Below are 15907 nucleotides of genomic sequence, written 5' to 3' on the forward strand. Positions count from 1 at the left end.
CATTTTCCAAGTCCTGTTCTTTAAAATAATCAAAGACTTCGGTAATTAATTGTCTATAGGCTTGACGTTCACTTTAGAAGACGCGAGTCACTCGTTCGACTTCATCCGGTTGCGCTTGGTTGGATAAGGTGATCAATTTGTCAATAAAGTCTAACTGGAACATTCTAAAAGTCGAATCTGCTTCTTTCATTAAACAAAGAGTCATACCAACAATTTCTCCACCAAGAACGGCAACGCATCCTAATGAGCTGTTCTATAGTGCTTTGTTAAGGGAAATAGCAGATGCTGCCTTTTCAAATTTCTTTGCTTTATAAACCCCTTCGCACCATGCCTCATGGACTAAATCCACTAATTAAGTCATAGCGTCTTCTCTAATTTGTTTAATTTCTAAAGTCATAACCCCTTCCATACTTTTGTTGTGATACTAGTATTCTTATTAACTTAAATTCTTAACTTAAACACTCTAGCTGTCCTGTCAAAGAATGCTGATATTAATCGTTTTCAATCTGTTTTCATTAAAGATATCTACTCAACTATTGTTATTTTTAAAACTCTTAAAAAGCTACTAGAAGTCTAGAGATTTTTAGTAGCTTATTATAAATGTTTATTGATTGATTAGCTTTAAGCGTGCTTGGCGGTATTCTTCCATTAATTTTTGAATAATCGCATCAACACTCTGGCTCTCAGTAATTAAGCCAATTGATTGACCACACATAAGGGATCCTTCCTCGACATCATCTTCATAAACTGCACGCCGCATAGCACCTTCTGCTAATTTCATTAGGTCTTCATCTGAAGCCCCTTCATATTCTAAACGAATATATTTTTCAGTCATTTTATTCGGTAACACACGAACAGGATGTCCTAGACGACGTCCAGTAACCACCGTGGTTGTTTCGTCGGCTTGTAGAACTAAGTTCCTGAACCCTTCTTTGATAGGGCTTTCTTTGGAACTTAGAAAGAGAGAACCCATCTGAACTCCACTAGCCCCTAAGGCTTCCACAGCTAACATACCCGCACCATCAAAAATACCACCGGCTGCCACAATAGGTACATCAACTGAACGAATCACTTGGCGAACTAGAGGCAGGGTTGAAACTTGTCCGATATGACCTCCTGCTTCTTGTCCTTCTGCTATAATTGCATCAACACCTAGCGCTTCCATTTTTTTAGCGATTTTAACATTAGGTATAACTGGCAGTACTTTCACATTAGCTTGATGCAAAGCTGATATAAAATTCTTAGGAGTTCCTGCACCAGTGGTAACCACCGGTACTCCTTCTTCAATAATTACTTCAACCAATTCCTCGATATTCTTCATTTGCAACATTAAGTTAACCGCAAAGGGCTTACGAGTCATTTTTTTAACTTCTTGAATCTGTCTTCTTAACTCATCAGCTGACATACCACCAGATGCTATCACACCTAAGCCTCCTGCTTCAGAGACCGCTCCTACTAATTGATAGCGCGACACATTGGCCATTGCTCCTTGAATAATGGGGTATTCAATCCCCAATAATTGGCAAATTCTATCCATATTTCCACCTCCATAATTATGGCTCTCCCCTTGTGACTAGTTAGATAAAAGTAACTAGAGCCGACAAAATGAGGGGGTCAAATTGTTAGCTCTAGTTTAACAGAAGTAAACTTTTTAGTTATAGCAATTCCTAATAGTCATAAAAGCCTTTGCCAGATTTTTGACCATAATATCCCGCTTCAACCATTCGTTTAAGCAATGGTGCCGGACGGTATTTAGGATCATTGAATCCGTTATAAAGAACGGTCATCACTGATAATAAAGTATCCAAACCAATTAAATCACATAATTGAAGTGGGCCCATAGGATGACCTGCTCCTAATTTCATCCCTGTATCAATGGACTCTTTGCTGGCAATTCCTTCACCCAATACAAAGATGGCCTCATTAAGCATTGGAACTAAGATTCGGTTAACTGCAAATCCTGGTGAGTCATCTGCGATAATCATGGTCTTATTAAAGGCATCGATCACTTCTTGAACGGTTTGAATCGTCTCTTCGCTGCTTTGTAAAGCTGTCACAATTTCAACCAATTTCATAACTGGTACTGGATTAAAGAAGTGCATACCAACTACTTTATCCGGCTTATTAGTTACTGAAGCAATATCTGTTAGTGACAGAGAAGAAGTATTAGTGGCTAAAATAGCTTCCTCAGGTGTGACTTTATCTAACTCTTTAAAAATCTCCAATTTAATTTGACGATTTTCAGTGGCTGCTTCAATCACTAGTTGAACATCTTTAGCATCATCATAAGAAAGAGACTTATGGATTCTTCCTTTAATACTTTCGACTTCTTCAGCCGTCATTCTTTCTTTTTCAACATTTCTTTGCAAGTTTTTATGAATCTTTTCTAATCCGCGATCAATAAATTCTTCTTTAATATCATTTAAGTAAACTTCATAACCAGCCTGGGCAAGGACTTGGGCAATACCATTGCCCATAATACCTGATCCAATGACCATTGTTTTTTGAATTTTCATTTAATCTTCTCCTAATCTCTTTAGACTTAGTCCTTGTAGTAGCCGTTTTCTAATAAGATAGATATTCCCATTCCGCCGCCGATACAAGCTGATGCAATCGCATAGCGTGTTTCTGGACGGTTCTTGAACTCATAACAAATACTTGTAATCATTCGCGCCCCTGTACATCCTAATGGGTGTCCTAATGCAACAGCCCCTCCGTTTGGATTTAAGCGTTCATATAGCTCTGTTTCAGGGCCATTACCCAATTCTTTCAAGCAGGCTAGAGTTTGGGCTGCAAAAGCTTCGTTAATCTCAAGAATATCGATATCTTCTAAAGTAAAATCATTACGCTCCAAAATTTCTTTAATCGAATTAACTGGTCCTAAGCCCATTAAATCTGGCTCACAGCCAGTAACAGAATAATCCATTACTTTAGCCATGATTTCTAAGTTATTAGCCGCGGCATTTTCTTTAGTCGTAAAAATTTCGAAAGCTGCCCCATCATTTAGTCCAGAAGAGTTTCCGGCTGTGACGCTTCCACCCTTAACAAAAGCTGGTCTTAGCTTAGCTAATTTTTCCATACTAGTATCCGGACGTGGGTGACTATCTTTATCAATCACAGTCACATTTCCCTTACGATCAGTTATTTCAACTGGCACAATTTCTTGAGCGAGGCGCCCTGATTCCATGGCTTTTTTGGCCTTGGCTTGACTGTTTAAAGCAAATTCATCTTGCTCTTCACGCGAAATCTTATACATCTTTGCTAAAGTTTCTGCTGTTTGTCCCATATGAATCAAGTCTGGGTACCCATCACCGACTGACCCTGTATGAATCATAGTATTCGCATCAATTAATCGCTGATCACCAGTTTTAAATCCTTGGAAACGCACTTCTTCTGGTAAGAAATAAGGTGCTCTAGATAGGGACTCTGCTCCCCCTGCCGCCACATATTTCTTTTCAGAAGCTTGTAAAAGCTGTACAGCTGAAACAGCTGATTGGATACCAGAACCACACAAACGGTTGACTGTATAACCAGTAGATTCAATCGGTAAACCTGCATTAATGCCGACTACACGACCAATATTACTTGAAGTAGGTGAACCAACCACATGGCCACAGATAACTTCTTCAATTTCTTCTAGGCTGACACCTGCTCTTTTAGCTGCTTCTTTTAAAGCAGTTGTTCCCAAGTCTTGAACACGAACCGTTTTTAAATCGCCCAAGAAGGCTCCTACAGGTGTTCTGGCTGCCCCAACAATAACTACTTCATCTAAATTTTTCTTCATAATTCGCTCCTTATCTCTTGCTTCAGCTTGGTATTTCTAAACAAAGGCCCCTTTACCTGTTAAGTGACGACCGATAATTAATGAGTTGACTTCGTGGGTTCCTTCATAAGAATACGCTGCTTCAGCATCCACGAAGAAGCGTGCCACATCGTGTTCAACAATAATACCGTTACCACCTAATAGCTCACGTCCTAGGGCTACTGTTTCACGCAGACGGTAAGCGTTATTCATTTTAGCAAGTGAAGATTGAACTTCTGCATACTTACCTTTTTCTTGTAGAACAGCTAAACGGTGAGATAGTCCTAATGAAGTCACACAGTTTGCTTGCATTCTGGCTAGTTTTTCTTGAACTAGTTGGAATTCAGAAATTTTCTTACCGAATTGCTCACGCTCTTTAACGTATTTCAAGGTATTAGCTAAAGCTCCAGCATGTAAACCTGTTGCTAAGTGAGCCACATCTGCACGAGTAGTGTATAAGATCTTAGCGACATCTTTAAAGCCATTAATATTTTCTAAACGCGCTTCAGCGTCCACTTCAACATTATTTAATTTAATATGTCCATTTTGGACCATTCTTAAGGCAATCTTTCCATCAATCTTATCGACTGTTAAGCCTTTAGTTCCGCCTGCTACCATGAAACATTTAATCTTGCCATCTTCAACGTCGCGTGCAAAAATTGGTAAAACATCGGCAGTTGCTGCCCCGCCAATCCATTTCTTCTCACCGTTTAAGACCCATTTATTACCTTGTTTCTCAGCAGTTGTTGATAGACCACCGGCAATATCTGATCCGTGAAGAGGTTCAGTTAAACCGAAACATGAATGCCATTCATAAGAGGCCAATTTAGGTGCATAGTAATTAACTTGTTCTTCAGATCCTCCGATTAAAACAGTTGAGTAAGCAAGTCCTCCGTGGACGATAGTGAATGCACCAATTGAAGAATCCATACGGTTTAATTCATAAAGACGGAAAAGATTAAAAATTTCTGAAGTTTTACGTTTATTTTCCCGTCCCTCGAAAAGAGTTGGATGAGTCATCAAACCTAAATCAGTAATTTTCTTAAAAGCTTCCATCGGGAAAAGCTCTTTCTTCCAGTGCTCATCAATAACTGGATAAAGTTCTTTTTCAAGTACTTCACGCAGCTTCATTAGAAAGTTTACTTCATTTTCTGAAAGATCATGCGAGTAACCATAGATATCTTCTGGATATAAATACTGTAATTTTTCAATCTTTGTAGTCATTTTAAAATCAATCCTTTTCTTTTATTTTAATTTTTTATTTTCTAAATAACCAAGCTTGATGGCTTCTTCTCTTAAACCATCACGGAACTTCGGATGCGCCACTTCAATTAAAGCTTGTACTCTTTCTTGAATACTCTTACCTTTAAGGTGGGCTACCCCATATTCTGTAACAACAATTTCAATATCATTTTTTGAGGTTGAAACAGGTGAACCACTATGTAAATGTGGAACAATTCGAGAAATGGTATCATCTTTAGCTGTCGAATATAGACAAACAATTCCCACACCATTGGCAGCAATTCTTGCCCCCACAGCAAAGTCTGATTGACCACCGGTACCAGAATAGTAGAAATCTTCTAATTGTTCAGAGTTACATTGACCCAAGAAGTCAATTTCTAAAGTTGTATTGACTGAGACCAGGTTTTCAATTTTTGCAAGTTCAACAATATTGTTTATGAAGTTAACCGGAAGAATTTCGACATCCTCATTATTATCAATAAAATCATACAAGCGACGATTTCCTAAAGCTAGAGTTGTTGAGAAACGGTGTTTACCGACCGGTTTCTCTTCATTAGTAATAACTTTATTGTTATAAAGATCTACTATTGATGATGGCAACATTTCGGTATGAATCCCTAAGTTTTTCTTATGGCTTAAAGCATTCATAACAGCATTTGGAATTGTTCCAAAGCCGATTTGAATAGTTGAACCGTCCTCAATAATGTCCCCAACATACTCACCAATTTTGCGGTCCTTATCTGATAATTCGATATCCGGTAATTCTACAACATCTTCAGAAGATTCTACAAAAGCAGTTACTTCTGAGATATGAATTCTCATCCCCTCTCCATGTGTATGCGGCATATTTTCATTTACTTCAAGAAACACTTTTTTTGCAAACTCAACCGTGCACGGTGTATAAGCAGCTGTTAAGCCAAATGAAAAGTATCCATCTTCATCCATTGGTGAAGCTTGACTAATCATTACAGGTTCTGGTTCTCTTTGTTTAATAATGGCGGGTATTTCTGAGAAATGAGAAGGAATTAAATCGACATCTGTATTTCTCATAGCCTTACGATCCAAGCCTGATAAGAAAAAAGTAAACTGTTTTAATTGATCTTTAGCTAGATTAACTACCGGTGACATTGATAACATCCGATACAATCGATTCCCTTTAAGTTGCTTAGCATTGTTTAAAGCTTGGGTAATCAATAATGGCTCACTTCCAGCCGCTGCTAGAACGATCCCTTCACCCGGTTCAATCATTGCGACTAACTCTTCAACTGAACGACGTTTTTCATCATAGATCGCTTGATATTGACTCATACTATTCCTCCTAACTTATTTGGCTTTAAAATTAGCTTTTCGCTTTTCAACAAAGGCATTCATACCCTCGATACGATCTTGACTATTAAATAATCCAATCACAATTTCATTTTCTAATAAGAGTCCTTCTTGTAAGGTTGATTGGGAACCTCGATTAATAGCCAGTTTGGCTTTTTTTAAAGCAAGTGGGGCTTGCTGCATTAGTTTGTCAGCTAATTTATCAGCTTCTTCTAATAAGTCTGCTGAAGGAACTAAATAGTCAATCAAACCTAATCGATAAGCTTCTTTACCATCTATCAATTCTCCAGTGAAAACTAATCGTTTTGTAGCACCTAAGCCGATTAAACGGACTGCTCTTTGAGTGCCTCCATAGCCTGGCATAATTCCTAAGCCGACTTCAGGAAAACCGATTGTATTTTCAGAACTTCCTATTCTTAAGTCACAAGTTAAAGCGAGTTCCAAACCACCACCTAAGGCATAACCATTAATAGCCCCAATCATTATTTGCTTAAGGCCTGCTAAGCGATTCATTGTATAATTTCCATATTCAATGAATTTCTTAGCCACTTGGTCATCCATCTTCATCATTTCTTTAATATCTCCACCGGCCATAAAGGCTTTACCTTCACCCATCAAGATAATTACTCGAATACTCTCGTCCTGCTCCATTGCATTCATAAAGGTATTTAGGTCATCCAACATTGCTAAATTAATAGCATTCAGGCTCTTGGGTTGATTGAGGACAAGCTTGGCTATGCCTTTATCAACCGTATAACTTAAAGTCTTTAACTGAGTCATTATTCTCTCCTTCAATCAAAATCACAAAGTAAAACTTGTTAGATAAAAATAATTCACAAACTTAAAATTGACTTTGATCGATCAAATTTAAATACTTACTCCATAAATTATGCAACACAAAATTTGATAAGCGCTTACAAATTGAGTATAGGCAATCATTTAGAGACTTACAACTTAGAAAAAGAAATCGATTCCATTACATTTACTAATCAGGTAGTATTTTAATTGTGATTTCTCCCACTATTTTTCACAAATCCAACAGTTTTTTTATAAAAATTTTTCACAAAGAGGTCATAAGTGCGATAGCTTTTGATTTAATATGAATTCGTATTAAATTTTATCTATTAAATACTTTGTGTAATCGCCAACTATTTAAATAAAGTTTTGCCTAATTTTTTTCAAAGCAGTTTTGTTAAATTTAAAAAATTATTTAAAAAAAGAGTGGACAGCACAAAAAAAAAGCATATTTCTAAAATTTAGAAATATGCTTGAAAGATATTTAACTCTTACCCACTAATTACTTGCTGGTCTATATAGTTTTTAATCCAGTCATAAAGTAAGTTATGGCTGGTCGGGTAAGCTTCATATTTTTTTCTTGATAAATAGATATTAAAAGGTAAATCCTTTTTGAATTCGCGATAAATTATTTGATCCGAATTCATTAAATGATAAGTAGATAGAGGAAGAATCGTAATTATTTCATTCCCTTTTACAAGATCAATAAGGTATTCCCAAGAAGAAGAGTGAACGAAAATTTCAGGTTTCATCTGTCTTTGAGCAAATTGATCCATTACCAAACGATTAGTAGAAAATGATTCATTAAAAATGGCAATAGGCATTTGGTTCACTTCATCCCAGGTCACTTTTTTCTTCTTAGCTAAAGGATTGTTAGGATCCATAAAGACAACAAATTTATCGTGAATCAGAACCTGGTCTTGAAATTCCCCTGTCCGTCGAATGGGATCCATCAGAATAGCCAGATCCACATCGCCTTCATCTAACCTTTCATATAAGAACTGACAACCGCCCTCAATAATTTCTAGGTTTACATCAGGATAAGTTTTTCGTAAATCTAAGACGACATTAGTTAGTCTAGTTCTCAATACAATAGAAGGTAGACCGATGCGTACCACATTATTAAGCTTGCGCGACTCATTGTGAATGGTCGTCATCATTCGATCATGAAGACCAATCATTTCCAAAGCATACTTATAATACTTATGACCAATCGGCGTCAGTCCTACCAAGCGACCTCTTTCGCGATAAAAAAGGTCTAAATTATGAGCTTCTTCAAATGAAGAAATTATTTGACTAAGTGCAGATTGGCTAACAAAAAGGTGCTTAGCTGCTCTAGTCATATTGCAATCTGACTGAACAATTTCAACGAAATACTTTAGTTGTCTAATATCCATTCTTTTACCTTTCTCCAGATTCTAATTATTTCTCTTAAATTATATCAGATATTCAATATTCTAAAAGGAAAACGCTTTATTTTCTGCACAAAAACCTCCTGTTTATTGCAGATGGTTTTTATCCTATTTTGCATTATTTTTTTGAAATTAAGCCAAATACTATTCTTTTTAAAGAGTGAGTCAATTTATAATAAAGCGGGAACGGACGATAGAAGAAAACGCCCGTTTTTTCAAGAATAAAACCATTGAAATTTTGTTTAAAAAGCAAAACGCCATCACTTCCATCAAATTCCCCCTCAATTCCATAAAAATTATAATAAGGAATCCCTTTTTTAATTGTTCGCATCATGGCTTCATATTGTAATAGAAATGGAGCTGAAAACTTTTGATAAGATTCTAGCGATCCCCCCAGAAAATAAGTTGCTTCTTGCTCTAAATAAACCATTAACATATTTGCTAAAGGAATAATTTCTTTTTTCTCTTCATCTTGAATGGCTTGAACCATTTCTAAATCTTTCTCTAATGACTTGATTCGGTCTTGATCTTGAACTTTTTGGGGTTTAATTCATTGATTTGTCTTTTTAGTTTTTCAATGGCTTTAGGAAGATTGATCTAAGCTACTAAAAACTCAACTTGATCCTTAAAGTTTTTATACATTGCTTGATAATAATCTAGTGATTTATCTTCAAAGTCCTGTCTTTGAGCGGTTTCCCTAGTTATTCTGCAGAAATCTTCCATTTCTTCATAGTCCATTGTTCGTATCGAAAGACCAAACTGCTTAGCCTTTTTAATCTTTCTTTGACTATTTTTATTAAAAGATTTTAAAAGCAATTTTTCATCTTCTGATGTAAAAGCACTTAAATCTTTTAAATATTGGAAAGTCGGCATTCCTTGCATATTGTAGACATTTGACTTTTCTCTAGTATAACCTAATTCATCAAAATAGCTTGGTATTGCTTCTAAATCCTTAATGGTTGTTGCTTCACTATTATAGAGATGATCCTTGAGATTAGGTTGAACAATCACCTCCGTGATTTTCATGCGTTTGGCATATAACTTTAGATGCTGGTAGAAAAGTGATTCATACTGTTCTTCTGCTGCAAAAGTCCCTGCCATTAATTCCATTCTTTTACCGGCGAAGACCTTTTGGCTATAAGCCAATCCCACAGCTTTTATAACTCCTGCATTTTCTAAAGCTAAACGGTTTTCCTGAAAACCGCGAGCAACTAAAACTTTAGCCATTTGAGCTGTTTGTAAAAAAGAAAAGCCACTTTTATTAGCTAAAAAATGTGCAAGTTCATCATAAGAAATTTCAATAATCTTCATGGCTACCTCCAAGGCATTTAAGAATGTCAGTGTTTATACTCGCCTATTTTTAAGTTTTTAACCTGCCGCAGTTTCTTCAAAATAAAAAAACAAGCATCAGCATATGTGATTGTTCACATATGCTGATGCTTGTATTTAAAAAAAATTGCATAAATTAGAAAACAATGACAGGCGTACCAACTTCTAAAGCGTTATAAACTTGTTGCATAACTGCTGGTGGAGTATTGATACATCCCATTGATCCATTAGAACGATAGATATCTCCACCATAGGCCGGTCTACTAGCAGTATCATGAATACCTTGACCAACAGTATCAAACGGCATCCAATAATCCACATGTACTTTATAGTCTTTTTCGTTTACCCAGTCATATCCTTCTAAATACCGATCTCTTTCCTTGCTCCAAATTGCATAAGCGCCTGGAACTGTTTCAGCCCCATCTTTTCCTGAAACAATCGGTGTTTGTGTGAAAAGTTGACCATTAATATAGATGAACATTGTTTGGTTAGCTAAGTCTACTTCAACATAAGTTGAACCAATATCATCGCCACCACTTCCATAACCGCTTCCTACTACTACTGGATCGCGACGTACGTCCTCGCCTTTTTGCAAATCTTCTACAATTTGACTCGCTTCAGCTTGTCGATCAATTGACCATCCTAAAGTACCAGGTTGTACTGTAACTTGACCTCGTAAAGTAGAATTAAAGGAACGAGGATTTAAGTAAGATGAATACTTATCATTGTATGTTTTTAAGAATTCCATAATCATATTTTCATCGAAAACGATTTGATTGTTTTCATCAAAATGCAGCCACTTTTCAATTTCTTTCTTAGGAATGACTTCTTCGTTGCCATCAATCTCTAAAGTTATCTCTGTATCTACAACATCTTGAATTTGTTCCAAAAATTCTTCAATTTTGCTATCTTGACTGGTCATTGTAGGCTTTTTGTAATATTGATTTAATTCTACGTTAGAATTACCCGCTTGAATCTGAGCCATCATACCATTTTTTAAAGCTTCCTCATCAATCTGAGTTCCCTGTTTTTCTTCAACAACATGGTAGCCTTCTGCTTCTGAATAGTCGATAAAGGCATCTTGTGAAGCGGAACGCTTATTATTATCTAAGCCTTGGGCCTCTAATTTATCCTGTAATACTTGGTAATCGATCTCTATGTCAGTTAAAGAGGTGTCTTCAAAACTTTGACCTTTAAAGTAATAATTTAACCAAGCATTTGGATTTTGATTATTATAAAGCTCTTCCAATTTAGCAGATTGGTCAATTTGAGGCTGTAAATCCTTCATTTTAATACTTGCTACTGACCGATCATTTTCAAAAAATTCAATTTGTTGATCTAGTACATATTTTTCTATTTTTTCCTCTGCTTGAGGGAGTGTCAAGTTACTTACATCAATTTGTCCCACTTTAGTATTTGCTTGAAAACGATTAGAATAATAGCCGATTCCACCTGCATATACTAAACCAAAGATTAGGCTTACTATCATTATTGTTACCAGTGAGCGTTTTAAAAATTTCACAAAATTACCTCCCTTTCGAGATTCTAGTATATCATGTATTTATGAATATTCTAGTAATAATCTATTACAATTTGTCAGTTATCGTTCTTTACGACTATTATTTTCAATTCTTTTGCCAATTAAAGTAAATTTGGCGCAACTTAAATAATTGACGATATAAGATTGAAATAAAATGCGATAATTCATAATCAAACTCACCAATTCGAGCACTTTTAACGGCACCCCAACGTTTCTTAAAATTATACAGTCCAGGTGCATCATCTTCATGCTTATCTTCTAAGCCAGAAATTGCTCCCAAGTCAAATGAATGGCATCCCCGCTTTTTCGCTTGACGCATCATTTCCCAAACCATAAAGTCATTCGGTAGTAATTCACGTAGTTGATTAGATGAGGCACCATATAAATAATAGCCTTTCCCACCTGATTGAACGAAAATGGCTCCTGATAAGTAATAGCCGGCTGGATTTTCTTGAGCAATTTGCTCAAGAGTTTTTTTCTGATGAGCAGATTTTTCAATCGCTTCTTCTAAATGTTTGATTTGTTGTTCAAATTCTGGAGTTGGTTTTTTCTTTTTGAGACTTTTCAATTCTTTTTGACGATTCTTATCATTAGCATCTAATCCTTCTATGGCTGCTTTTGGATCTAACCTCACTAAGTAAAATTGTGCTTCTCCTTTTGGATTCATTTCATTATAAATTTGCTCGAAATAACTTATATCTCGAATCCAGAACTTCCCTCTTGCACCTGTTTCTTTCATAAGATTGTAAAAAATAGCCATTTTACTTATAGGCGCCTCTTCTAGAATAAAGCCATATTTATTAGCTCTTCGAATATTAGTACGAGTCAATCCTTGAAATGAATCCAGTATTTCTTTTTCACTTTTATTCAAATCTGTAATCATATGGAAACGGGGCTGAATCGCCTCTTTAAAACCAAAGGTAAACCCTTGATGATTAAATCCATAGCTTTCAATCTGTTCTAATAAATGAGGGGTGGACTCTTCTAGAACTGGATCAATTTTGATTAAAAAAGCATTATGTTGTTTTGCATCTTCTTTAACCACTTCTAGAAGGGCTTTAACTGATTCGTTATCGAACCAATCGACCACGAATCCCCTAGACACATAACAAATAGAACGTTTGATAATAGGAATTTCTTTATATAATAAGGATGCAACTCCTGTCACTCGGTCTTCATGGCCCACACTAACTCTCGACCACTTCCAACCTAAAGATTGTTTTATTTTGGCCCAAGAAGACAATTGACACATATCGCCATTGGGGTGGTCTTTTACAAATTGATCATGTTCAGTATCACTAATTATAATATTTCGAATCATTGTGGAACTCCTTCTCCATCTTTCTTTGATATTATAGCATAGGTGAAAAATCTTCCAATTGATCCGCTCTCACATTCTAATTAAATGAAATTAAGTGAATCTTAGAAATAAAAATATAAGTTGGGCTATTATATATTACTAGCCATAAAATAATAAGGAAGAATTTAATTCAATATTTCTACTTCAAGTGTTCGAATAGTATTTTAAATATAATCTTAATTTCATATGTAACTCACTTAAAATTTGAACCCCTAGAAGTAGCTTGCTAATATCCATTTTAACTTTCGTTAAAATAAAGCCGTTACCGATTTCTAAGCTGAATCAATCGCGCTCTTAAAGAAAAGGCAAAGCGATATAATTTAGTAAGTATTGGCGAAAGTACGTAATCAAACTCACCGATTCGAGCTCTTTTATTAGCTCCCCATCGCTTTTTAAATTCAAACAAACCAGGTGCGTCATCCTCTGGATGCCCCTCCATACCCGACACCCCTCCAAAATCATACGATAAACACCCCTGTTCTTGAGCATAACGCATCATTTCCCATTGCATGAAGTAATTAGGTAATAAATCACGGAATTGGTTAGAAGATGCACCATATAAATAATAGGCCTTGCGTCCACATTGAACGTAGATTGCTCCTGATAAATAGATAGTTTCTTCACTTTCGTTTTCTGCCTGCTTTAAGGATTCTATTAAATCGTAAGTATTTGCAATCGACTGTTCGATTTGCTCTAACTGTTGCAGAATTCCTTCACTGATTTCTTTCTTCGACAAATTCTTCTGTTCTTTTTGGCGGTTTTTAACATCTTGTTCGAGCCCTTTGATTGCTTGGTCTGGATTCAATTTTACTAAAAAGAGCTTGGCTTCATGAGGAGGATTCATTTCTTGATAAATGCGTTTAAAATATGAAAGATCACGAATTAAAAAGCCATCTCGATCACCAGTAACTTTCATGATGTCATAGAAAATAGACATCTTACTCTCAGGAGCATCTTCTAAATCAAAGCCATACTTATTGGCTTTTCTGACATTAGTTCGCGTTCGACCTTGAAAGGATTTTAAGAGTTCTTTTTCATTCTTATTAATATCAGTTACCATATGAAAGCGCGGTTGAGCCGCCTCTTTAAAGCCTAAAGTGAACCCTTGATGCTTAAAGCCAAAGGATTCAATTTGTTCTAATAGACCAGCTGTTGATTCTTCTATATCAGGATCTATTTTTATTAGAAAAGCGCGGTGTTTTTTAGCATCTTCTTTTACCGCTTCTAACAATGCTTTGACCGATTCATCATCGAACCAATCGACCACGAATCCCCTTGAAACATAACAGATAGACCGTTTGATCAATGGGATTTCTTTATATAATAAGGAAGCGGCGCCTGTCACTTGGGCATCAGTTCCCACACTAACTCTTGACCACTTCCAACCAAAAGCTTGTTTTACTTTTCCCCAAGAGGATAGTTGGCACATATCGCCATTAGAATGTTCTTTTACAAATTGATCATGTTCTTTGTCACTAATTTTAATATTTTGAATCATTGTGGCACTCCTTCTCCGTCCATTCTCAAACATTATAGCATAAGTAGCTATTCTACTGATATTAATTCAAACATATTCAAACTCCGTTGGTAGAAACAAAGGGGGCAATTTTCTGGTAATATAGACAGCAAAGTTATAGGATTGTAGTTGAATACTTTTTTTACAAAGTTAAATAAAGGATGATTTAAAATGAACAAAAAATATTATTTAACAGCCTTAAAAATGGCTTGGCCTTCGGTCTTGGAGTCTTTTTTTATTGCCTTAGCGGGGATGATAGATACCATGATGGTAGGAAGTTTAGGAAGCTATGCCATTGCAGCCGTTGGTTTAACCACTCAACCAAAATTTATTGCCTTAGCAATTTTTATTTCGATTAATATAGCCGTTTCGTCTTTAGTTGCTAGACGTCGAGGTCAAAAAGATAAAATGGGTGCTAATAGCGTTTTTCTTACCGCCATGATTCTAACTCTTATATTATGTTTACTTTTTAGTTTGATCACTGTTTTCTTTGCCAGTGATATTATCCACTTAGCAGGTAGTCAACCAGATACTCACCCTTCTGCAGTTCTTTATTATCAAATTATTATGGGTGGCATGGTCTTTAACTTAATTGCTATGACGATCAATGCCGCTCAAAGAGGAAGTGGTAATACCAAAATAGCTTTTGTCACTAACCTGACTTCTTCTGTCTTGAACGTCTTCTTTAACTACCTATTAATTGGTGGTAAGTTTGGCTTCCCGGCTTTAGGTATTAAAGGAGCGGCTATTGCGACTGTACTCGGTTCAGTCGTAGCAATGTTTATGAGTGTACGCTCATTATTTAAACCTCATAGTTTGATTCAAGTTAGGTATCTCTTGAAAAACAAAGTTCATTTTGATTTCAATGTTGCTAAAACGATTGGGAAGCTCTCATCATCTATGTATATCGAAAACTTAGCGATGCGGATTGGTTTCTTAGCCACTGCATTAACTGCTGCTAGCTTAGGAACAAACACTTTCGCAATCCATAATGCTGGTATGAATATTTTGGGTTTAGGATTTTCTTTTGCGGATGGAATGCAGGTAGCGGCTGTTGCTCTTGCAGGTAAGGCCTTAGGTGAAGAAAAACCTAAAGTAGCGATTGAATTTGGTCAAATTTGCCAACGAATAGGACTTGTTATTTCTATAATACTCTCAGCCTTTTTATTCTTCTTCGGACGCGATTTAATGGGTATTTACTTCAGGGACCCTCAGTTGATTGACCAATCTATTATTGTTATTCAATTCACTATGGTCATTGTTCTATTACAGATCTCACAAATCATTTATGCAGGTTGTCTTAGATCAGGTGGTGATGTTAAATATACCTTATTCGTAGGAATTATTTCAGCATCCATTATTCGTACCGCAGTTACTCTTATTTTGGTCAATATTTTTAAGCTCGGACTCGCTGGCATTTGGATCGGTGTACTATCTGATCAATTTTCACGCTTTCTTCTTATGCGCCACCGATTTAAGGCAGGAAAATGGACTCAAATTCGTATTTAATATAAAAACCATCTTGTTGTTTTTAGAACTGACCCCAAATAGTGAGACCAACATAAAAACACCTACGGATAAAATC

14 protein-coding genes are annotated in these 15907 nt (G+C 36.0%); 1 reads left to right on the plus strand and 13 read right to left on the minus strand.

Annotation, left to right across the window (positions count from 1 at the left end; genetic code table 11):
* Positions 1–73 precede the first annotated feature (73 nt).
* The 13 genes from ACQV2X_RS02105 to ACQV2X_RS02165 form a co-directional block, all read right to left on the minus strand.
* Positions 74–205: a hypothetical protein gene (locus ACQV2X_RS02105; protein ID WP_428875028.1), complete on the minus strand. Its 132-nt coding sequence runs from the start codon at positions 203–205 to the stop codon at positions 74–76.
* A 399-nt stretch (positions 206–604) separates the two neighbouring features.
* The gene (locus ACQV2X_RS02110) at positions 605–1537 is read right to left on the minus strand and encodes an NAD(P)H-dependent flavin oxidoreductase (RefSeq protein ID WP_428873522.1); all 933 of its coding nucleotides are present in this window, start codon (positions 1535–1537) and stop codon (positions 605–607) included.
* A 130-nt stretch (positions 1538–1667) separates the two neighbouring features.
* Positions 1668–2516: a 3-hydroxybutyryl-CoA dehydrogenase gene (locus tag ACQV2X_RS02115; RefSeq protein WP_428894195.1), complete on the minus strand. Its 849-nt coding sequence runs from the start codon at positions 2514–2516 to the stop codon at positions 1668–1670.
* Positions 2517–2542: 26 nt separating this feature from the next.
* Positions 2543–3787 (minus strand): thiolase family protein, encoded by a 1245-nt coding sequence (locus ACQV2X_RS02120; protein ID WP_428873553.1) that lies wholly within the window; start codon positions 3785–3787, stop codon positions 2543–2545.
* 33 nt (positions 3788–3820) lie between these two features.
* Positions 3821–5026 (minus strand): acyl-CoA dehydrogenase family protein, encoded by a 1206-nt coding sequence (locus ACQV2X_RS02125; RefSeq protein WP_428873520.1) that lies wholly within the window; start codon positions 5024–5026, stop codon positions 3821–3823.
* A gap of 21 nt (positions 5027–5047) precedes the next feature.
* Positions 5048–6352, minus strand: a complete 1305-nt coding sequence (locus ACQV2X_RS02130; RefSeq protein ID WP_428873519.1) for an acetyl-CoA hydrolase/transferase family protein — start codon at positions 6350–6352, stop codon at positions 5048–5050.
* A 15-nt stretch (positions 6353–6367) separates the two neighbouring features.
* Positions 6368–7150 (minus strand): enoyl-CoA hydratase/isomerase family protein, encoded by a 783-nt coding sequence (locus tag ACQV2X_RS02135; protein WP_428894196.1) that lies wholly within the window; start codon positions 7148–7150, stop codon positions 6368–6370.
* A 506-nt stretch (positions 7151–7656) separates the two neighbouring features.
* On the minus strand, positions 7657–8562 hold the full coding sequence (locus ACQV2X_RS02140) for a LysR family transcriptional regulator (protein WP_428873517.1): 906 nt from the start codon (positions 8560–8562) through the stop codon (positions 7657–7659).
* A 133-nt stretch (positions 8563–8695) separates the two neighbouring features.
* A complete protein-coding gene (locus ACQV2X_RS02145) occupies positions 8696–9127 on the minus strand; it encodes a peptidoglycan bridge formation glycyltransferase FemA/FemB family protein (RefSeq protein WP_428894210.1) in 432 nt (143 codons plus the stop codon).
* 47 nt (positions 9128–9174) lie between these two features.
* Entirely contained in the window at positions 9175–9888 is a 714-nt protein-coding gene (locus ACQV2X_RS02150; RefSeq protein ID WP_428894197.1) for a peptidoglycan bridge formation glycyltransferase FemA/FemB family protein, read from the minus strand.
* Between the two features lie 154 nt (positions 9889–10042).
* Positions 10043–11428 carry a L,D-transpeptidase family protein gene (locus ACQV2X_RS02155; protein WP_428875025.1) on the minus strand — a complete coding sequence of 462 codons (1386 nt, stop codon included), beginning with the start codon at positions 11426–11428 and terminating at the stop codon, positions 10043–10045.
* Positions 11429–11531: 103 nt separating this feature from the next.
* The gene (locus tag ACQV2X_RS02160) at positions 11532–12767 is read right to left on the minus strand and encodes a lipid II:glycine glycyltransferase FemX (RefSeq protein WP_428873515.1); all 1236 of its coding nucleotides are present in this window, start codon (positions 12765–12767) and stop codon (positions 11532–11534) included.
* Between the two features lie 301 nt (positions 12768–13068).
* Complete coding sequence (locus tag ACQV2X_RS02165; RefSeq protein ID WP_428894198.1) at positions 13069–14304, minus strand: lipid II:glycine glycyltransferase FemX; 1236 nt, start codon at positions 14302–14304, stop codon at positions 13069–13071.
* A gap of 189 nt (positions 14305–14493) precedes the next feature.
* Between ACQV2X_RS02165 and ACQV2X_RS02170 the strand changes: the two genes are divergently transcribed.
* Positions 14494–15831: an MATE family efflux transporter gene (locus tag ACQV2X_RS02170; protein ID WP_428876111.1), complete on the plus strand. Its 1338-nt coding sequence runs from the start codon at positions 14494–14496 to the stop codon at positions 15829–15831.
* The last annotated feature ends 76 nt before the right edge of the window (positions 15832–15907 follow it).

Source organism: Facklamia sp. P12945 (assembly GCF_050409485.1).
Taxonomy (GTDB): domain Bacteria; phylum Bacillota; class Bacilli; order Lactobacillales; family Aerococcaceae; genus Facklamia.

What these genes read in the sequence shown, in the direction of transcription:
- ACQV2X_RS02105 (WP_428875028.1), bottom strand. Translation starts at nt 205, where the DNA reads ATGACTCTTTGTTTAATGAAAGAAGCAGATTCGACTTTTAGAATGTTC.
- ACQV2X_RS02110 (WP_428873522.1), bottom strand. Translation starts at nt 1,537, where the DNA reads ATGGATAGAATTTGCCAATTATTGGGGATTGAATACCCCATTATTCAA.
- ACQV2X_RS02115 (WP_428894195.1), bottom strand. Translation starts at nt 2,516, where the DNA reads ATGAAAATTCAAAAAACAATGGTCATTGGATCAGGTATTATGGGCAAT.
- ACQV2X_RS02125 (WP_428873520.1), bottom strand. Translation starts at nt 5,026, where the DNA reads ATGACTACAAAGATTGAAAAATTACAGTATTTATATCCAGAAGATATC.
- ACQV2X_RS02130 (WP_428873519.1), bottom strand. Translation starts at nt 6,352, where the DNA reads ATGAGTCAATATCAAGCGATCTATGATGAAAAACGTCGTTCAGTTGAA.
- ACQV2X_RS02135 (WP_428894196.1), bottom strand. Translation starts at nt 7,150, where the DNA reads ATGACTCAGTTAAAGACTTTAAGTTATACGGTTGATAAAGGCATAGCC.
- ACQV2X_RS02140 (WP_428873517.1), bottom strand. Translation starts at nt 8,562, where the DNA reads ATGGATATTAGACAACTAAAGTATTTCGTTGAAATTGTTCAGTCAGAT.
- ACQV2X_RS02150 (WP_428894197.1), bottom strand. Translation starts at nt 9,888, where the DNA reads ATGAAGATTATTGAAATTTCTTATGATGAACTTGCACATTTTTTAGCT.
- ACQV2X_RS02160 (WP_428873515.1), bottom strand. Translation starts at nt 12,767, where the DNA reads ATGATTCGAAATATTATAATTAGTGATACTGAACATGATCAATTTGTA.
- ACQV2X_RS02165 (WP_428894198.1), bottom strand. Translation starts at nt 14,304, where the DNA reads ATGATTCAAAATATTAAAATTAGTGACAAAGAACATGATCAATTTGTA.
- ACQV2X_RS02170 (WP_428876111.1), top strand. Translation starts at nt 14,494, where the DNA reads ATGAACAAAAAATATTATTTAACAGCCTTAAAAATGGCTTGGCCTTCG.